The 17,440-nt window shown below is 67.7% G+C and carries 16 protein-coding genes and 1 tRNA gene; 7 read left to right on the forward strand and 10 right to left on the reverse strand.

The window, feature by feature from the left end:
• Positions 1-1,317, forward strand: a 1,317-nt coding sequence (locus WFM69_RS06975; protein ID WP_337003059.1) for an FRG domain-containing protein, incomplete at its 5' end; no start/stop codon positions are given.
• Here the strand turns inward: WFM69_RS06975 and WFM69_RS06980 are convergent.
• Positions 1,315-1,388 (reverse strand) — tRNA-Ile (locus WFM69_RS06980). The genes WFM69_RS06975 and WFM69_RS06980 overlap by 3 nt on opposite strands.
• A gap of 30 nt (positions 1,389-1,418) precedes the next feature.
• Positions 1,419-1,955: a gamma carbonic anhydrase family protein gene (locus WFM69_RS06985; protein ID WP_337003060.1), complete on the reverse strand. Its 537-nt coding sequence runs from the start codon at positions 1,953-1,955 to the stop codon at positions 1,419-1,421.
• Between the two features lie 130 nt (positions 1,956-2,085).
• Here WFM69_RS06985 and WFM69_RS06990 point away from each other — a divergent pair, with 130 nt between their 5' ends.
• Positions 2,086-2,571 (forward strand): Dps family protein, encoded by a 486-nt coding sequence (locus WFM69_RS06990; RefSeq protein ID WP_029263436.1) that lies wholly within the window; start codon positions 2,086-2,088, stop codon positions 2,569-2,571.
• 61 nt (positions 2,572-2,632) lie between these two features.
• Here WFM69_RS06990 and WFM69_RS06995 read toward each other — a convergent pair whose 3' ends face one another.
• The 5 genes from WFM69_RS06995 to WFM69_RS07015 are packed head-to-tail and all read right to left on the reverse strand — an operon-like array spanning position 2,633 to position 7,506.
• Entirely contained in the window at positions 2,633-4,120 is a 1,488-nt protein-coding gene (locus tag WFM69_RS06995; protein ID WP_442928440.1) for an amidohydrolase, read from the reverse strand.
• Complete coding sequence (locus tag WFM69_RS07000; RefSeq protein ID WP_337003061.1) at positions 4,117-4,758, reverse strand: FMN-binding negative transcriptional regulator; 642 nt, start codon at positions 4,756-4,758, stop codon at positions 4,117-4,119. The genes WFM69_RS06995 and WFM69_RS07000 overlap by 4 nt, the downstream gene beginning before the upstream one ends.
• A 39-nt stretch (positions 4,759-4,797) precedes the next feature.
• Complete coding sequence (locus WFM69_RS07005; RefSeq protein WP_337003062.1) at positions 4,798-5,796, reverse strand: Fpg/Nei family DNA glycosylase; 999 nt, start codon at positions 5,794-5,796, stop codon at positions 4,798-4,800.
• A gap of 1 nt (position 5,797) precedes the next feature.
• A complete protein-coding gene (locus WFM69_RS07010; RefSeq protein WP_337003064.1) occupies positions 5,798-6,283 on the reverse strand; it encodes a ribose-5-phosphate isomerase in 486 nt (161 codons plus the stop codon).
• A 38-nt stretch (positions 6,284-6,321) separates the two neighbouring features.
• Positions 6,322-7,506 (reverse strand): ferrochelatase, encoded by a 1,185-nt coding sequence (locus WFM69_RS07015; protein WP_337003066.1) that lies wholly within the window; start codon positions 7,504-7,506, stop codon positions 6,322-6,324.
• A 170-nt stretch (positions 7,507-7,676) separates the two neighbouring features.
• Here WFM69_RS07015 and pepN point away from each other — a divergent pair, with 170 nt between their 5' ends.
• The 4 genes from pepN (at position 7,677) to WFM69_RS07035 (ending at position 13,495) form a co-directional block, all read left to right on the forward strand.
• Positions 7,677-10,229 (forward strand): aminopeptidase N, encoded by a 2,553-nt coding sequence (pepN, locus tag WFM69_RS07020; protein WP_337003068.1) that lies wholly within the window; start codon positions 7,677-7,679, stop codon positions 10,227-10,229.
• A 79-nt stretch (positions 10,230-10,308) separates the two neighbouring features.
• Positions 10,309-11,385 carry a mechanosensitive ion channel family protein gene (locus WFM69_RS07025; RefSeq protein WP_337003070.1) on the forward strand — a complete coding sequence of 359 codons (1,077 nt, stop codon included), beginning with the start codon at positions 10,309-10,311 and terminating at the stop codon, positions 11,383-11,385.
• Entirely contained in the window at positions 11,382-11,831 is a 450-nt protein-coding gene (locus WFM69_RS07030; RefSeq protein WP_337003072.1) for a globin, read from the forward strand. The genes WFM69_RS07025 and WFM69_RS07030 overlap by 4 nt, the downstream gene beginning before the upstream one ends.
• Positions 11,828-13,495 carry an FAD-binding dehydrogenase gene (locus WFM69_RS07035; protein ID WP_337003074.1) on the forward strand — a complete coding sequence of 556 codons (1,668 nt, stop codon included), beginning with the start codon at positions 11,828-11,830 and terminating at the stop codon, positions 13,493-13,495. The genes WFM69_RS07030 and WFM69_RS07035 overlap by 4 nt, the downstream gene beginning before the upstream one ends.
• 19 nt (positions 13,496-13,514) lie before the next feature.
• Here WFM69_RS07035 and WFM69_RS07040 read toward each other — a convergent pair whose 3' ends face one another.
• A complete protein-coding gene (locus WFM69_RS07040; protein ID WP_337003075.1) occupies positions 13,515-14,180 on the reverse strand; it encodes a hypothetical protein in 666 nt (221 codons plus the stop codon).
• A 50-nt stretch (positions 14,181-14,230) separates the two neighbouring features.
• Here WFM69_RS07040 and WFM69_RS07045 point away from each other — a divergent pair, with 50 nt between their 5' ends.
• The gene (locus WFM69_RS07045; RefSeq protein WP_337003077.1) at positions 14,231-15,121 is read left to right on the forward strand and encodes an acyl-CoA thioesterase; all 891 of its coding nucleotides are present in this window, start codon (positions 14,231-14,233) and stop codon (positions 15,119-15,121) included.
• Positions 15,122-15,170: 49 nt separating this feature from the next.
• Here WFM69_RS07045 and WFM69_RS07050 read toward each other — a convergent pair whose 3' ends face one another.
• Positions 15,171-15,656 (reverse strand): acyl-CoA thioesterase, encoded by a 486-nt coding sequence (locus WFM69_RS07050; protein WP_337003079.1) that lies wholly within the window; start codon positions 15,654-15,656, stop codon positions 15,171-15,173.
• Between the two features lie 7 nt (positions 15,657-15,663).
• Positions 15,664-17,343 (reverse strand): energy-dependent translational throttle protein EttA, encoded by a 1,680-nt coding sequence (gene ettA, locus WFM69_RS07055; protein ID WP_337003081.1) that lies wholly within the window; start codon positions 17,341-17,343, stop codon positions 15,664-15,666.
• Between the last annotated feature and the right edge of the window lie 97 nt (positions 17,344-17,440).

Consider the following 17,440-nt stretch of genomic DNA (forward strand, 5'->3'; position numbering starts at 1 on the left):
GCCGTGACGGAAGACAGGGACGGGCAATCGCGCGGTCGCGGTCGGAGCAGGCCATCGAAGTCGGTCGACGACTCGCTCCGCCTTCTCTCCGATCGTGCAGCGGCCGCTGCGGCGCGCACCAACCCGCGCGGTGGAAGACGCGACTCGCCAGCCATCGAGCATGTGCTCCGCCGCATCGCAGCGCAGTATCCCTCGGAGATCCAGGAGCAGTTGGCGAGAGGCGCCACGGTGCTGCCCGCCGAGTGGGAGCGCGCCATGGAGACCGGTTCTCGCGCGCAGAGCACTTTCCGGGAGCTCCTCGACTTCTCGGCGAACGCGGCCGCGAATGCCTCCTCCGATCCGAAGCTCTACCCCGACGTCGAGTTGGACGAGGAGCAGAAGCCCGCGCCGCCCACAGCCCGGAGGCGGAACAGCCCACAGGCGTTCTTCGGGAAGCACGCGGTCACAGTGCGGACCGTCGAGGAGTATCTGCGGGTCGTCGCGACCATCCAATCGAACTACAGCGGGTACCGGCTGGTGTGGCGCGGCCAGCAGAATGCGGAGTGGGCGGTGCAGAGTTCGTTGCATCGTCACCTGCGAGAGAACGAGAAGGTCCCCGCCACTGAGGAGAACCTGGTCGGATACGAGAAGCGCGCTTTCGCGTCCGCCGCCCGCTGGGGGATTCCCACCGCTCCCGCGATGGGATTCCTGTCCCGCCTGCAGCACAACGGCGCACCGACCCGCCTTCTCGATGTGAGTCGTGACCCGAACGTGGCGAGCTGGTTCGCCGTCGAATCCGACGAGCAGTTGGAGTCCGCCCCCGCGCGCGTCGTCGTCTGGGCGCTCGATCAGAATGGCCGTGACCTGATGACCGACAGCGCGGAGCTGTTCTGGCACGACTGGACGACCGAGTCGATCAGACGCGAGTTCGACTGGGGCACGGGCACCTCGATGTGGCCCTGGTTCCCGCCGGCGGCGGGCAATGAGCGGATGCGCGCGCAACGAGCGGGCTTCCTGCTGGGGGCCTCCAGCATCGTCACGACCCCGGTGGCCGAACTGTACTCCGAGTACTTCGGACAGGATTGGAACACCACGGAGATCGCGAACGCGACGTCATTCCTCGGGGTTCCCGTGCCGTTCGAGCGGCATCCCGACGAAGTCGAGGGCATCCCCTCGGATCTGCGCGGATACGTGCCGTTCGTGACGATCCATCTCCCGGCAGGTTTCAAGACGGCACTACGGACCCATCTCGAAGAGACCGCCGGCCTGGATGCCGCCGCGATCTATCCGGACTTCGCCGGGCTGATCAGGGAGTTGAAGCGTTCATCGAGCGAGTAGGGCGGGCGGGACTTGAACCCGCGATCGTTGGGTTATGAGCCCACTGCCTTAACCAGCTTGGCCACCGCCCCGTACGTACCCCAGCCTATCGGTGGATGTGTTCAGACCGCCGTCGCAGCGGCGTGCGTCTGGAGGTGTCCGAGGTAGATGTCCGCGTTGCGGATCAGTCCCGCCCGCTCGTCCTCGCTGAGCGAGCGTCTGACCTTCGCGGGGACGCCGGCGACCAGGGAACCCGCAGGGATCTCCGCCCCGCCGAGCACGACCGCTCCCCCGGCGATCAGGCATCCCGGGCCGATCACGGCCCCGCTGAGGATCACCGCCCCCATGCCGATCAGGCTGCCGTCGCCGACTGTGCAGCCATGCACGACGGCATTGTGGCCGATCGAGACCTTCGCGCCGATGACCACGGGGTGTCCGGAATCGACATGGACCGAGACGTTGTCCTGCACGTTGGACCCCGGGCCGACGACGATGGCCGCGGAGTCCCCACGGAGCACCGCGTTGTACCAGACGCTGGAACCGGCAGCGAGGGAGACGTCTCCGACGATGCGCGCGCCATCTGCCACGAAAGCGGTTGCATCGATCGACGGGGCCTTGTTCGGGAGGGCGAGGACGGATGCTCCGGAGGCGATGCTCATGAGGCGAGACTACCCTTGCTGCCGCGGAATCACGCGGAAGTGAGCCGAGCCTCAGCTTGCTTGCGGAATGTCTGAGCCGGAGTAGCGTTGTCTTCATCAGATACGAGAATCCGATCCGGAGGAGAACAAGATGAGCAAGGCACAGACCGTTTCCACCACCGCCATCGACCCGACCGTGGCTGCAGGGGCGGCCCAGTTCCTCTCCCCTGTCGTCCTCGGTCTCCAGGCGCTCACCGTCAACGGCAAGCAGGCGCACTGGCACGTTCGCGGAGCCAACTTCGTCGGCGTCCACGAGCTTCTCGACACGATCGTCGCGCACGCCGGTGACTTCGCCGACACCGCCGCCGAGCGCATCGTCGCGCTGGGGCTTCCTATCGACGCCCGCGTGAGCGCCGTCGCGGAGAAGGCCGGCGCGACCACCGTCCCGGCGGGCTTCACCCAGTCGGACGAGCTGATCCGCGCCGTGATCGCCGACATCGACGCGATCCTGGTCGACGTCAAGGCCGCCGTCGAGGGACTCGACGAGGTCGACCTGACCAGCCAGGACGTCGCGATCGAGATCCAGCGCGGTCTCGAGAAGGACCGCTGGTTCCTGGTCTCGCACATCGCCGCCTGACCACCACAGTCGAAGGGCCGGTTCTCCACCATCGGAGCACCGGCCCTTCGTCGTACCTGAGCTAGGCGATATGGGTGAGACGTCCGCCCAGAAGTGTCGCGGAAACCGGCATCCGCCGAAGGACGTCGCCGTCTGCCGCGAGCGGATCCGGGCCGCACACCACGATGTCGGCGGGAGACCCCGGGCGAAGCGACGTCCGCACGCTCGCCTGGAGAGCCTGTTCCACGCTGAGCCTCTCCTCCGGGTGCCACGGTGACCGATCGTCGTCTGTCCGCAGCACCGCGGCCGCGATGGCATGCCAGGGGTCGAGCGGCGCGACGGGAGCGTCGGAACCGAAGCGGAGTTCGGCACCCGCATCCCGCAGCGCGGCGAGCGGATACTCGATCGCGGTTTGACCTGCCCAGTGATGCTCCACGAGGTCGCGATCGTCGAGGGCGTGCTGCGGCTGGACGCTCGCGATCACACCGAGCCGGGCGAAGCGCGCGAGGTCGGCATGGCGGACGAGCTGTGCGTGCTCGATCGATCCGGTGGCCCCGGTGGTCGTGAAAGCATCGAGTGCCGACGTGAGCGCCCGATCCCCGATCGCGTGCACCGCCGCCGCCAGCCCGGCGCCTGTCGCGCGTGTGAGCAGGTCGACGAGCTCGTCGGAGGGAACGGTCAACATGCCGTAGTTGTCCGGGTCGCCGGGATACGCATGCGAGCAGGCGGCTGTCCTCGTACCCAGTGATCCGTCGGTGATCACCTTCAGCGATCCGACATGCACGAGCGCACCGCCCGCCGCATCCGCCGCGAAGGGCTCCCCGGTGCGCAGTCCTTCGGCGATGGCACGGTCGAGATCGAACGGGTACACCGCGAACTCGACGCGGTGCGAGGAAAAGCCCGTGGCAACGCGGCGCGGCCACGACTCGGCGTTCCAGGCCATGTCGAAGTCGACCAGCCCGGTGATGCCGCGCGCCGCTGCCGCCTCCCCCGCGCGGATCACCGCCCGGTCGCTGTGGGCCGGATCCACCGCGTTCAGACGCCGAGAGATCTCGAATGCGTCCTGTTCGCGCAGGACACCGTCGTCCGCACGGAAGCCCTCGCGGGCGAGCGCGGCGGAGTTCAGCCACACGCTGTGCACATCGGCGTTGATCAGGTAGGTCGGCACCGTCCCGGTGGCGCTGTCCAGAAGGTCGAGCGTCGGCCGGTCCGGCCAGAGGGCGTCACGGTAGCCGCTGCCGACGCGTCGACCGTCCGGAAGGATCGGAGCCTCACCCATTGTTCGCGCGGCGGCGACCGCGGAATCCGCGCTCCCGAGGGGAACACGTTCCGCCGCGAGAGCCCACTGCACGGTGTGGACGTGGTTGTCCCACAGCCCCGGGATCGCCCAGTCGCCGTCCGCGTCGAGGACTTCGCCCCGGAGTGACAGCGCACCGGTCGGCGCGATGTCGGCGATGCGGCCGTCCGCGAGGAGGATGTCGACGGGCTCGTCATCGATCAGGAACTCGCGTCCCGGGCCCGCGATGCGCACGGCTCTGACGGCGTCGATTCCGGTTTCGCGTTGGATCAACGCCGTCCTCCTGTGCGTGCGTTCTGTGCCCGCCGCATCTCTGCCGCCAGCGCGGGGTTCGCGTACGGACCGTCTCCGTCGAGCTCGGCGATGACGGTCTCGAGCGTCTCGGCGGGCTTGTTCTGGCTGAGCTTGCGCTTCGCCACAACACGCGTGGGCGTCAGTCGGAAACCGACCGTCCCCGATGCGAGGCGCTCCACGTAGGCGGGGTCGTTCGGGCGCTCCCACATGAGCCTGGGCTCCGACATGTGCGACTCGAATCGTGCGACCAGTCGATCCAGCACGACGAGGTTCTCCTCTGCGCTCAGGATCTCCGGCACGCCCGCGAGGTGCACTGCCGTGTAGTTCCACGTCGGCACCGCCGGGACATCGCCGTACCACCCGGGAGAGACGTAGCCGTGCGGGCCTTGGAACACGACGAGCATCTCGCGATCGCCCATGCCGTGGATGAGATCGTCCGGCCGTCCGACGTGCCCGACGATCGTGAGATCGTCGCGGGCCTCGTCGAGCAGCACCGCATAGTGCGACGCGACGAGCCCGTCGTCGCCGGCACTCATGATCGTCGCCCACGGATTCGCGTCGATCACGCGGCGCATCTCGGGCACGTCGGCCAGCGTGAAACTGGGATTCTGTCGCATGGGATCAGCCTAGGACGGCGGCTGCCGGTCGCCGCGCGCTCACGCCTGACAGCGCGGACACCAGTAGAGCTTGCGGGCGCCGATCTCCTCGAGCGCGATCTCGGTGCCACAGATGCGACACGGCAGTCCGGCGCGGTGATACACCCAATGGCGATCGTCGCGATTGGCCATCGCCGCGCGGTAATCCTCCCCGGTCAGACCGTCCATCGTCATCATCTGACCGGTTTCGACGCCCACAGCCAGCAGTCGGACCCAGTCGTGCCAGAGCGCGCGGACGACGTCTTCGGGCACGTCCCGGCCCGGCGTGTGGGGGTTCAGACGCTGTCGGAACAGCATCTCGGCACGATAGACGTTGCCGATGCCGCTCACGACCGCCTGGTCCATCAGGAGCAGGGCGATCACCGTCGGCTTCTTCCGCACCGCCCGAACGAAGCGCTCCTCGTTCTCGACCGGGTCTCCCACGAGCGGGTCGGGTCCGAGTTTCGCGACCGTCGCCAGCATCTCCTCAGGTGTCTGCAGCACACAGGCCGTGGGCCCACGCAGATCAGCCGCGGTGATGTCGGTCATCAACCGGAGGCGCACCTGGCCGACGACAGGCGGCGGCCACTCCATCCCCTCGTCGGCGAGACCCTTCGTCTGCTCCGACATGCGCACATGCACGCGCGTGCGCCGCGGCGCGCCGATCGACGCCAGGGAGTTCTCCCCCGCGTCGTCCAGGATCGGCTCGTCGAGGACCGTGCCGCGCTGATTGGTCTGCCCCATCCGCCCGTTCGCCGAGGCGATGGTCGGATCGACCAGGATCTCGCCGGCGAAGTCCCAGGCCCCGTAGAGCCCCAGATGCACGCGAAGCCAGAGGTCACCCTCCGTCTCGAGGAACATCTGCTTCCCCACGGCCTGCACGCTCACGGCTGCTCGACCGTCGAGCACCGCCGCACCCTCGGCGAACCGGCCCTGCGGGCTGGAAGCGCTCAGGGTCTTGCCGATGAAGTTGCGATCGAACTGCCGTGCGATCCGATGAACGGAATGGCCCTCGGGCATGTCAGGCCCGGGGATCCGGCAGCAGCGAGCCGTCGCGCTCGAAGTCCGCGATCTGGCCGATACGACGTACGTGACGCTCATCGCCGGAGAACGGCGTCGCGATGAAGCGGTCGATCAACGACGTCACCTCGTCGTAGGTGTGCTGCCGTGCTCCGATGGAGATCACGTTGGCATCGTTGTGTTCACGGGCGAGCTCCGCGGTCGACAGGTTCCAGACCAACGCCGCACGAACGCCTTCGACCTTGTTCGCGGCGATCTGCTCGCCGTTCCCGGAGCCGCCGAACACGATTCCGAGCGCTTCGACACCCGCCCGCTGGTCGGCGACGACGGCCTGCGCCGCTCGGATGCAGAACGCAGGGTAATCGTCGACCGCGTCGTACTCGATCGGCCCGTGATCGACGACCTCATGTCCCGCGTCACGCAGGTGGCCCTGCAGTTGCGTGGAGAAGTCGAGTCCCGCGTGGTCGGTGGCGATGTGGATGCGCATGGCTCCCATCCTAGAAGCGCGCGCCGTTCATCGTGATGTCACGGAGCGATGCCGGCGGCCGCGGGCTTGAAGCCCGCGCGGATGTTCTCGCAGCATCCGGGACGGCAGACGTCGAATCCACCGGGGAGCGCGGTGACATGCGGGCGCTCCTCGTTGGGGCGTCCCTGCAGGCGCTCTTCGATCAGATCGACGATGCCGGCCACGAACGACGGCGACACACCGGGCGTGGGCGTCCGCGTGAAGGCGAGTCCCGCCTCCTCCGCGGCCTCCGCGGCCTCGGTGTCGAGGTCCCACAGAACCTCCATGTGGTCGCTCATGAACCCGACCGGGACAACGGCCACGGCCTTGCGTCCCCGGTCGGGAAGCTCCCCGATCACCTCGCACACGTCCGGCTCGAGCCAGGGCTGCGAAGCGGGCCCGGAGCGCGACTGGTAGACGAGCTCCCACGAGACGTCGGCCGCCGCGGGGACGGATTCGCGCACGCGATCCATGACCCAGGCGGCCACGGCGAGGTGCTGTGCGGCGTAGGCACCTCCCTCACCCCAGTCGATGTCGCGGGCACCGGAGCGCTCCGCATCGGCGGTCGGGATGCTGTGGGTCGAGAAGAGGATCTCGATGTCGGAGGCCGCGATGCCCTCGGCGAGGAAGCCCTCGATCGCGGCACGCACGCCGCTCTCGAACGCCTCGACGAAGCCGGGGTGATCGTAGAACGGACGGATCTTGTCGATCGTGACGGTCTCGCCCAGCCCGGTCTCCTCGAGAATGCGCGCGAAGTCCTCCCGGTACTGGCGGCAGCTGGAGAAGGAGCTGTAGGCGCTGGTGGCGAAGGCGAGCAGTGTGTTGTGGCCCTGCGCGGACGCCTCCGTGACGACCTCTTCGAGATACGGGCTCCAGTTGCGGTTGCCCCAGTACACGGGAAGGTCGATGCCCCGCTCGGCGAGAGCGTTCTCGAGCGCTTCCTTCAGTACGCGGTTCTGCCCGTTGATCGGGCTCACACCCCCGAAGTGCCGGTAGTGGTGCGCGACCTCCTCGAGGCGCTCATCGGGGATACCGCGGCCACGGGTGACGTTCCGCAGGAACGGGATCACATCCTCCTGTCCCTCCGGTCCGCCGAACCCGGCGAGGAGGATCGCATCGTAGGCGACCGGGGTGGTCACATAGGGCGCACCCCCGGAAGCAGCAGGCGAGGCAAAGGGAACGACATTCGGCTCGATCGCAGTCACCCCTCCATCCTTCCACCTCGGTGACGATCGGGCGTCCGTCGGTCGCCGTCACATTCGTCGACATCGACGGCGTGAGGTCGACTTCCTCTCTGGCGTAGGCTGTCAGGGTTGCCGTCGGCGCCAACTGCGCCCAGCCTCGGTGACATCCCCTCACCCCTGGGAGTACAGCTGTGCCTGGAGAGAACCTCACCCGTGTCGAAGCGCAGGAGCGTCGCGACGTCATCGACACGCAGTCCTATGAAGTCGCCCTCGACCTCACCAAGGGCGCCGAGATCTTCGGCTCCCGCAGCGTGGTGCGCTTCACCGCGACGCCGGAGGGCTTCACCTTCATCGATCTCATCGCTCGCGACGTTCGGGAGATCTCACTCAACGGCGAGCAGCTCGACCCGAACGAGGTCTTCGCAGACTCCCGGATCGCACTGACCGGGCTGCAGGCGGAGAACGTGCTCGTCGTCGACGCCGACTGCCTCTACACCAACACGGGCGAGGGCCTGCACCGCTTCGTCGATCCCGTCGACGGCGAGGTGTACCTGTACTCGCAGTTCGAGGTGCCCGACTCGCGTCGCGTGTTCGCCGTGTTCGAGCAGCCCGATCTCAAGGCGACGTTCCAGTTCACCGTCACGGCGCCGGCCGCGTGGAAGGTCATCTCGAACTCCCCCACGCCCGAGCCCATCGTGCACGACGACGATGTCACCGCCACCTGGGGCTTCGAGCCGACCCCGCGCATCTCCTCGTACATCACGGCTCTCGTCGCAGGCCCCTACGAGTCCACGTTCTCGGAGCTGACGAGCGCGTCCGGTCGCGTCGTGCCGCTCGGGGTGTACGGCCGCAAGAGCCTGTGGCAGCACCTCGACGCCGACTACATCTTCGACAAGACCCGGGAGGGCTTCGCGTACTTCGAGTCGAAGTTCGGCGTGCCCTACCCGTTCGCGAAGTACGACCAGCTCTTCGTCCCGGAGTTCAATGCCGGGGCGATGGAGAACGCCGGAGCGGTCACCTTCACCGAGACGTACGTGTTCCGCAGCAAGGTGACCGATGCCGTCAAGGAGCGTCGCGTCGTCACGATCCTGCACGAGCTCGCGCACATGTGGTTCGGCGACCTCGTGACCATGAAGTGGTGGAACGACCTGTGGTTGAACGAGTCGTTCGCCGAGTGGGCGTCGACCATCGCCACCGCCGAGGCCACCGAGTGGACCGAGGCGTGGACCACGTTCAACGCGATGGAGAAGACCTGGGCCTACCGCCAGGATCAGCTCCCCTCCACCCACCCGATCGTCGCCGAGATCAACGACCTCGAAGACGTCCAGGTGAACTTCGACGGCATCACCTACGCCAAGGGCGGCTCGGTGCTCAAGCAGCTCGCCGCCTGGGTCGGCATCGAGGCGTTCTTCGCCGGGGTGTCGCAGTACTTCCAGAAGCACTCCTGGGGCAACACCGAGCTGAGCGACCTGCTCTCGGAGCTCGAGGCCACGAGCGGCCGTGACCTCAGCACTTGGTCGAAGAAGTGGCTGGAGACCGCGGGCGTCAACACTCTCGAGCCGGTCATCGCGGAGAGCCACGACGGCACGATCTCGCGCTTCGCCATCACCCAGACGGCCCCGGCCGACTACCCGACCATCCGGCCGCACCGCCTCGGAATCGGCTTCTACACGCTGACCGACGGCTCGCTGACGCGGTCGCACTACCTCGAGGTCGACGTCGACGGCGACCGCACCGAGGTCCCGGAGCTCCAGGGCCTCCCCCGCCCTGACCTCGTGCTCCTCAACGACAACGACCTCGCCTACGCGAAGATCCGTCTCGACGAGAAGTCCCTCGCGACCGCGATCGCTCACCTCGCAGACATCCACGACCCGCTCGCCCGCTCGCTGGTGTGGGGAGCTGCGTGGGATCAGACCCGCGACGCCGAGACCGCCGCGTCGGCGTACCTCGACCTCGTGCTGGGGAACATCGGTCGCGAGACCGAGTCGACGACCGTGCGCACGACGCTCGCGCAGCTACGGACCGCGGCGACGCTGTACGTCGCACCCGCCGATCGACAGGCGGCCCGCCTCAAGGTCGCCGACGGGCTGTGGGCACTCGCCGAGGCGGCGGAGCCGGGCAGCGACAGCCAGCTGCAGTTCGTGACCGCGTTCGCGAGTGCACTGGTCACACCGGAGCACGCCGGGATCATCGGTCGACTCCGCTCCGGTGAGGACACCCTTCCCGGGCTCGAGATCGATGCGGACCTGAACTGGCAGCTCCTCGTCGGACTCGCCACGATCGGCGCGACCGACGCGGCCACGATCGATGCCGCACTCGCTGCCGACAACACCGCCAAGGGTGGTGAGTTCGCGGCGCAGGCCCGGGCGTCGCTTCCCGACGCGGCCTCCAAGAAGGCGGCGTGGGCCTCGCTCGTCGAGCGCGACGACGCCCCGAACACGATCGTGCGCTCGGCAGCGCTCGGATTCGTGCACCCGGCCGGCGCCGCGGTGCTCGCCGAGTTCGTTCCGCAGTACTTCGACATGCTCCTCCCTGTCTGGGAGACGCGCACGTACCAGATCGCGCAGTACCTGATCGTCGGTCTGTTCCCGACCGCTCTCGCAGACGTCGCGCTGCGTGACGCGACGCGCGGGTGGCTCTCCGCCCACCAGGATGCTGCTCCGGCGCTGCGCCGCCTCGTGCTCGAGAACCTTGCGGACGTCGAGCGCGCCCTCGCCGCGCAGGCCCGCGACGCCGAGGACTGAGCACGCGACACTCCCGATCGGGCCTCTGCCTGCGGCGCTTCCAGCCCGCGCAGAGGCCCGATCGCTAGGATCGGGGGTGATGATCCTCCCTCTCGATGTTCCCGTTGATCCCGTGGAGACCCCGCTCCCCGAATGGGTGACCGACCTTCTCACCTGGCTCGGCCTGGCCGGCATGAAGGTCCTCGCGGTCGCGCTCATCATCGCGAGCTGCGTCGTGATCGGGCTCATCCTGCGCCTGGTCATCCGACGCGTCGTGCATCGCATCGTGGACAGTGCGAAGAGCAAAGCCTCGGTCGACGACACGCAGGCCCTGGAACGCTCGCCCCTGGCCGACATGCGACTGGTGCAGCGCACGCGCACGCTCGGAACGATCCTGCAGAACATCGTGAACGTGATGCTCGTGGTCATCGCGATCGTCCTGATCGTCAACGCCCTCGACTCGAGCCTCCTCGGATCGCTCACGCTGCTCACCGCAGCGGTGGGCGCCGGCCTCGGCTTCGGCGCGCAGAACATCGTCAAGGACGTGCTGAACGGTATGTTCCTGGTCGCGGAAGACCAGATCGGCATCGGCGACGTGGTCGACCTCGGTCTCGCGAGCGGTGTGGTCGAGTACGTCAGCGTGCGCATCACCCAGGTGCGTGATGTCAACGGCACGCTCTGGTACGTGCGCAACGGCGAGGTCACCCGCATCGGCAACATGTCGCAGGGCTGGGCGCGCTCGATCATCGATCTGGGTGTGCCCGCCGACTCCGATCTCGAACAGGTCGAGCACATCATGCTCGAGACCGCTCAGGGACTCGCGAAGGACCCGAAGTGGCGCACCCGCATCGTCGAGAAGCCCGAGCTGTGGGGCCTGGAGTCCATCGGGGGCGACGCGCTCGTGGTCCGCATCGTGATCAAGGCCCGCGCCAATGCCAAGGACGACGTGGCGCAGGAGTTGCGTCGCCGTCTGCGTGCCGCGCTCCTCGAGAAGGAGATCGGCGTCCCGAGCATGGCGGAGGTCGTCCCGACCGGACTCGACGGAGCCCGGCGCGTCCGCGGCGCCAACCCGCCGAAGACCCGACCCAACGCCGTCACCGGCGTCCCGGTGATCCCGGACCGCGGGATCTGGCGTCGCAAGAAGACGAACGATGACGACGGGAGCCCTCAGAAGTGACGTTCTACGACGAGATCGGCGGTCACGAGACCTTCGCGAAGATCGTCTCCGTGTTCTATCGCGAGGTCGCACTCGACCCCGTCATGAAGCCGATGTACCCCGAGGAGGATCTCGGACCGGCGGAGGATCGCCTCCGCATGTTCCTGGAGCAGTACTGGGGTGGTCCGACCACGTACGGTGAGACCCGCGGCCACCCGCGCCTCCGGATGCGGCACATGCCCTTCCACATCGACGCGGACGCGCGCGATCGTTGGCTTCGTCACATGAGGATCGCCGTGGACGAGGCCCAGTTGTCTCCCCTGCACGAATCGACGCTCTGGGACTACCTGGAGCGCGCCGCCTATGCCATGGTGAACACATTCGAGCCTTCGGGGATCGGCACCGCGCCCGGTGGTCGCCCCACCATCGAGACCCGCACACGTCAGGAATCAACGGAGAACTCATGACGATAAAACCCCTGTCCGCAGATGTCCTGGTGATCGGATGGGGGTTGGCCGGTCTGGTCGCCGCCGCAGAAGCGCTCGATGCCGGCAACCGAGTCATCCTGTTAGATCAGGAGCCTCGCACGAACCTCGGCGGTCAGGCATGGTGGTCGTTCGGGGGGCTGTTCTTCATCGACTCCCCGGAACAGCGACGACTCGGGATCAGGGACTCGCTGGAGCTCGCCACGCAGGACTGGTTCGGCAACGCCGGCTTCGATCGTCCGGAGGATGAGTGGCCGCGGCGCTGGGCCGAGGCGTACCTCCAGTTCGCCGCCGGTGAGAAACGCTCCTGGCTACGTGAGCGCGGGGTCGGTTTCTTCCCCGTGGTCGGATGGGCGGAACGAGGCGGATACGGCGCGATCGGACCCGGCAACTCGGTCCCGCGCTTCCACATCACCTGGGGTACGGGTCCGGGCATCGTCGCACCGTTCGCGGCCGCGGTCGAGCAGGGCGAGCGTGAGGGCCGCCTCACCGTCCTCCCCCGACACCGCGTCACCGCGCTGACCGTGACGGACGGCACCGTCACGGGAGCCCGGGGCAGCATCCTCGACACGAGCGGGGCGGCGCGCGGGGTGCAGTCCTCCCGCGACGTCATCGGAGAGTTCGAGATCTCGGCGACCGCGACGATCGTGTCCTCGGGAGGCATCGGCGGCAACCATGAGCTCGTGCGCGCCGCCTGGCCGTCGCGCCTCGGCACCCCGCCGAAGCACATGCTCACCGGGGTTCCTGCGTACGTGGATGGCTCGATGCACGGCGTGAGCGAGGCCGCAGGCGCCCGGCTGATCAACGGCGACCGGATGTGGCACTACGTCGAGGGCATCACGAACTGGGACCCGGTGTGGCCGTCCCACGGCATCCGCATCCTGCCCGGGCCTTCGTCGCTCTGGCTCGACGCGACCGGGAAGCGACTTCCGGTGCCGCTCTTCCCGGGTTTCGACACTCTGGGGACGCTGGAGCACCTCCGTACCACCGGGCACGACCACTCCTGGTTCGTCACGTCGCGGCAGATCGTGGAGAAGGAGTTCGCCCTCTCCGGAAGCGAGCAGAACCCCGATCTCACCGGCAAGGACGTCGGGCTGCTGCTCAAGTCACGCCTCGCGAAGGGGCCGACGGGTCCCGTGCAATCCTTCCTCGACGAGGGCGAGGACTTCATCGTCGAGAACGACCTCGAGTCACTGCTCGATCAGATGCAGAAGCACTCCGGCGGTGAGCTCCTCGACATCGACAACGTGCGTCGTGAGGTGATCGCACGCGACCGTGAGATGGACAACGACTTCACGAAGGATGCTCAGATCGGGATGCTCCGATCGATGCGCAGCTACCGGGGCGACAAGCTCATCCGGACCGCGGCCCCGCACCGTCTGCAGGATCCTGCGGCAGGACCGCTCGTGGCGGTGAAGCTGCATGTTCTGACGAGGAAGTCGCTCGGCGGCATCAACACCGACCTCGACGGACGCGCCCTCAACGCGGACGGGGTTGTGATCCCCGGGCTCTATGCCGCGGGAGAGGCGAGCGGCTTCGGAGGTGGTGGCGTGCACGGATATCGAGCGCTCGAAGGCACCTTCCTCGGCGGCTGTCTCTTCTCCGGACGAGCGGCCGGGCGGGCGGCAGCAGCCACGACCCGCTGACCGTCGGGAGCGGCTCCGCTCAGCCTGCGGAGCCGGTATCGCGCACGCTCGTGAGGCCCGATGCCACGGGGCCGCGGGCGAGCACGTGACCGCGGCGGAACGCGAGCCGAGTCCAGCGACCGGACCGTGTCACCGCCACCTGCTCTTCCCCGGAGATGAATCCCATCGCGTCAGCGGCGAAGGCGACACCACGGGGAAGCCCATCGAGGTCGTCGTCTGGTTCGCCCCAGATCGCGGCACGCAGAGCACGGACGGCTTCTTCGCCCGTGCCGGGGGTGGCGCCGCGAGCCACCGCCGAGATCCCCCACTGCGCGCGCTGCGCGATCGTCGAAGCCGCAAGCGTCGCGCTCGGCTCCCACCCGCTGCGGGGAGGCGCGACGCCCGCCCACGCCGGCGAGAGACCGCTGTCCGGAAGCTGCAGGCGCTGCGCTTCGTCCGTCGCCGTGAGCTGATCCACGACGAGGTCGCACTCGAGCTCGGGGTCGGCGTGAACGATGCGCATCGCGAGGATCGTCGGTGTCTGATCGAACAGGCCGTGCGGTGCGAGGACGGCAGTCGTCAGCGCCAGGACACCGCGCGCCGCCTGGAGTCGGACACCGTCATCGGTGATCCTCGTTGCTCGGCCCACGAAGGTGAGCACGTCCTTCGCAGTGTCCGGGTCGGCGAGGAGAAGGTGATGCGGCACGCGTTCTAAACTACCAACGGAGCGGCGGCTGCGGTCGCAGAGAGGAACCCATGAGCGCGAACGACCACGCCATCCAGACCGTCGAACGACTGCTGGAGGTCCTCGATCTCGACTCGACTCAGGCCAGGACGACCGAGGACATCTTCACCGGATCCTCGCATCCCATGCCCACCGGTCGAATCTACGGCGGTCAGGTGCTCGCGCAGGCTCTCCTGGCTGCGGAGCGCACTCTTCCCGAGGATCGCGCAGTGCATTCGATGCACGGGTACTTCCTCCGCCCTGGCGACGCCAGTCAGGGCATCACGATCGCCGTCGATCGCATCCACGACGGGCGGTCGTTCTCGACGCGCCGCACCCAGGCGTATCAGAACGGCGTGCCGATCTTCTCGATGATCGCCTCGTTCCAGGACGAGGACCCGGGCGTGGAGCACGCGGAGGCGATGCCTGAGGGGATCCCCGCACCGGAGGAGCTCGCCCCGGATGAGGCGCGCGTCGACGGCCTCCCTGACGGCACTGCACGGATGCTCAGCGAGCGGGCCGCCGACATCAGGCACGTCGATTCGCCGCTCTATCTGCCGAGCGATGATGCGCGGGTACCGCGCCAGGCGGTGTGGATGCGGCTGCGTGCGCCGCTCCCCGACGATCTGCGGCTGCATCGTGCCGCGCTCGCGTACTTGAGCGACATGACGATCCAGGAGTCGATCCTGCGCGCGCACGGCGTGTACTGGGGGCTGCGTGGGCTCAAGGTCGCGAGTCTCGACCACGCCATGTGGTGGCATCGACCCGCGCGCGTGGATGATTGGTTGCTCTACGTGCAGGAGTCGCCGAATGCCCGCGGTGGTCGTGGGCTCGCCTCCGGCCGGATCTACACCCGCGAAGGCGCTCTCGTCGCGAGCGTCGCGCAGGAGATCATGATCCGCGTTCCCGACGAGCGGAGCTGAGTCCGCTCTTTGACGACGAGCCGGCGCCGTTCTCTGAGCGGTGCGGGCGTCAGCGGTGGCTGTACTCGATCGACGGACCGACGAACGGCTCCCAGACGTCGCGCATCTCCTGGGTGAGACGCGTCGGTCGCCCGGTCTGGGCATCGACGAGCACGATGATGGCGGTCGAGCGCGCGTAGAGCTGGCGGGGCTGCGCGGCGGGGTCGTTGTGCACCTCGTAGCAGACCTCGACGCTCGAACCACCGAGCTTGCCGAACCACATCTGCACCTCGAGGGGACGACGCTGGTAGGGCACGGGCGCGAGGTACTCGATCTCCTGACGGGCGATGAGGGTCAGGATGCCCTCGTCGAGACCGGAATCGAGCACGGCCGTCGACGGTGCCGATTCGCCGGGTCCTGCACGCCAGAACGCTCTGACACGAGCCTCCTCGAGGAGCTTCAGCATCGAGGTGTTGTTGACGTGGTTGAACGCATCCAGATCGCCCCAGCGGAGGTGGATCGGGATGTGCAGCCGTGGACCCGGCGAATCGGACATCACGGCGTCAGTCGCGCGTCAGCTTGCGGTGCGTGGAGCGGTGCGGCTTCGCCGCATCCGGTCCGAGGCGTTCAATCTTGTTCTCCTCGTAGGCCTCGAAGTTGCCCTCGAACCAATACCACTGGTCGGGCTTCTCATCAGTGCCTTCGTAGGCGAGGATGTGCGTCGCGATGCGGTCGAGGAACCACCGGTCGTGGGTGATGACCACGGCGCAGCCCGGGAACTCGAGGAGCGCGTTCTCGAGCGAACTCAGCGTCTCGACGTCGAGGTCGTTGGTCGGCTCGTCGAGGAGGAGCAGGTTGCCACCCTCCTTGAGGGTCAGCGCCAGGTTCAGACGGTTGCGCTCACCACCCGAGAGGACGCCGGCCTTCTTCTGCTGGTCGGGGCCCTTGAAGCCGAACTTCGAGACGTACGCGCGTGAGGGGATCTCGGTCTTGCCGACCGTGATGAAGTCGAGGCCATCGGACACGACCTCCCACAGCGTCTTGTCCGGGTCGATGTTGGAGCGCGACTGGTCGACGTAACTGATCTTGACCGTCTCGCCGACCTTCAGGTCTCCGCCGTCGAGCGGCTCGAGGCCCACGATCGTCTTGAACAGCGTCGTCTTTCCGACACCGTTCGGACCGATCACACCCACGATGCCGTTCGGCGGAAGGCTGAAGCTCAGACCGTCGATGAGCGACCGCCCGTCGAAGCCCTTCTTCAGGTTCTTGGCCTCGATCACGATGCTTCCGAGACGCGGACCCGCGGGGATCTGGATCTCTTCGAAGTCGAGCTTCCTGGTCCGCTCAGCCTCGGACGCCATCTCCTCGTAGCGGGCGAGGCGGGCCTTCGACTTGGTCTGGCGTCCCTTGGCGCTCGATCGCACCCACTCCAGCTCCTCCTTGAGGCGCTTGGCGAGCTTCGCATCCTTCTTGCCCTGGATCTCGAGGCGCTCGCCCTTCTTCTCGAGGTAGGTCGAGTAGTTGCCCTCATACCCGATGAGCCGGCCGCGGTCGACCTCGGCGATCCATTCGGCGACATGGTCGAGGAAGTACCGGTCGTGGGTGATCGCGATCACCGCGCCCTTGTAGGCCTGAAGGTGCTGCTCCAACCACAGCACGCTCTCGGCGTCGAGGTGGTTGGTGGGCTCGTCGAGGAGCAGGAGGTCGGGCTTCTGCAGGAGAAGCTTCGCGAGGGCCACGCGACGCTTCTCACCGCCCGAGAGCGGTGCGATCGCGGCATCGCCCGGCGGGGTGCGGAGGGCGTCCATCGCCTGATCCAGCTGCGAGTCGAGGTCCCAGCCGTCGGCGGCGTCGATCTCCTCCTGAAGCGTGCCCATCTCGGCGAGGAGCGCGTCGAAGTCCGCCTCGGGGTCGGCCATGAGCGCGGAGATCTCGTTGAAACGGTCGAGCTTCGCCTTGATGGCGATGCCGTCCTGGATGTTCTCGAGCACGGTCTTCGACTCATCGAGCTCCGGTTCCTGCATCAGGATTCCGACGCTGTACCCCGGGGAGAGCTTCGCCTCGCCGTTGGAGGGAGTGTCGAGACCGGCCATGATCTTGAGGATCGTCGACTTTCCCGCGCCGTTCGGACCGACCATGCCGATCTTGGCTCCGGGGAGGAAAGCCATGGTCACGTCATCGAGGATGAGCTTCTCGCCCACTGCCTTGCGCGCACGAACCATCGAGTAGATGTACTCAGCCACCGAAAACCGCTCCTTCTGTTGGCGTCGAAGATCGACACTCCAGCCTACCGGCCGCCTGGAGTCGCACGGACGAGGCAGCGGCAACGCGATACTGCGA

This window comes from Microbacterium sp. LB12 (assembly GCF_037150835.1).
GTDB lineage: Bacteria > Actinomycetota > Actinomycetes > Actinomycetales > Microbacteriaceae > Microbacterium.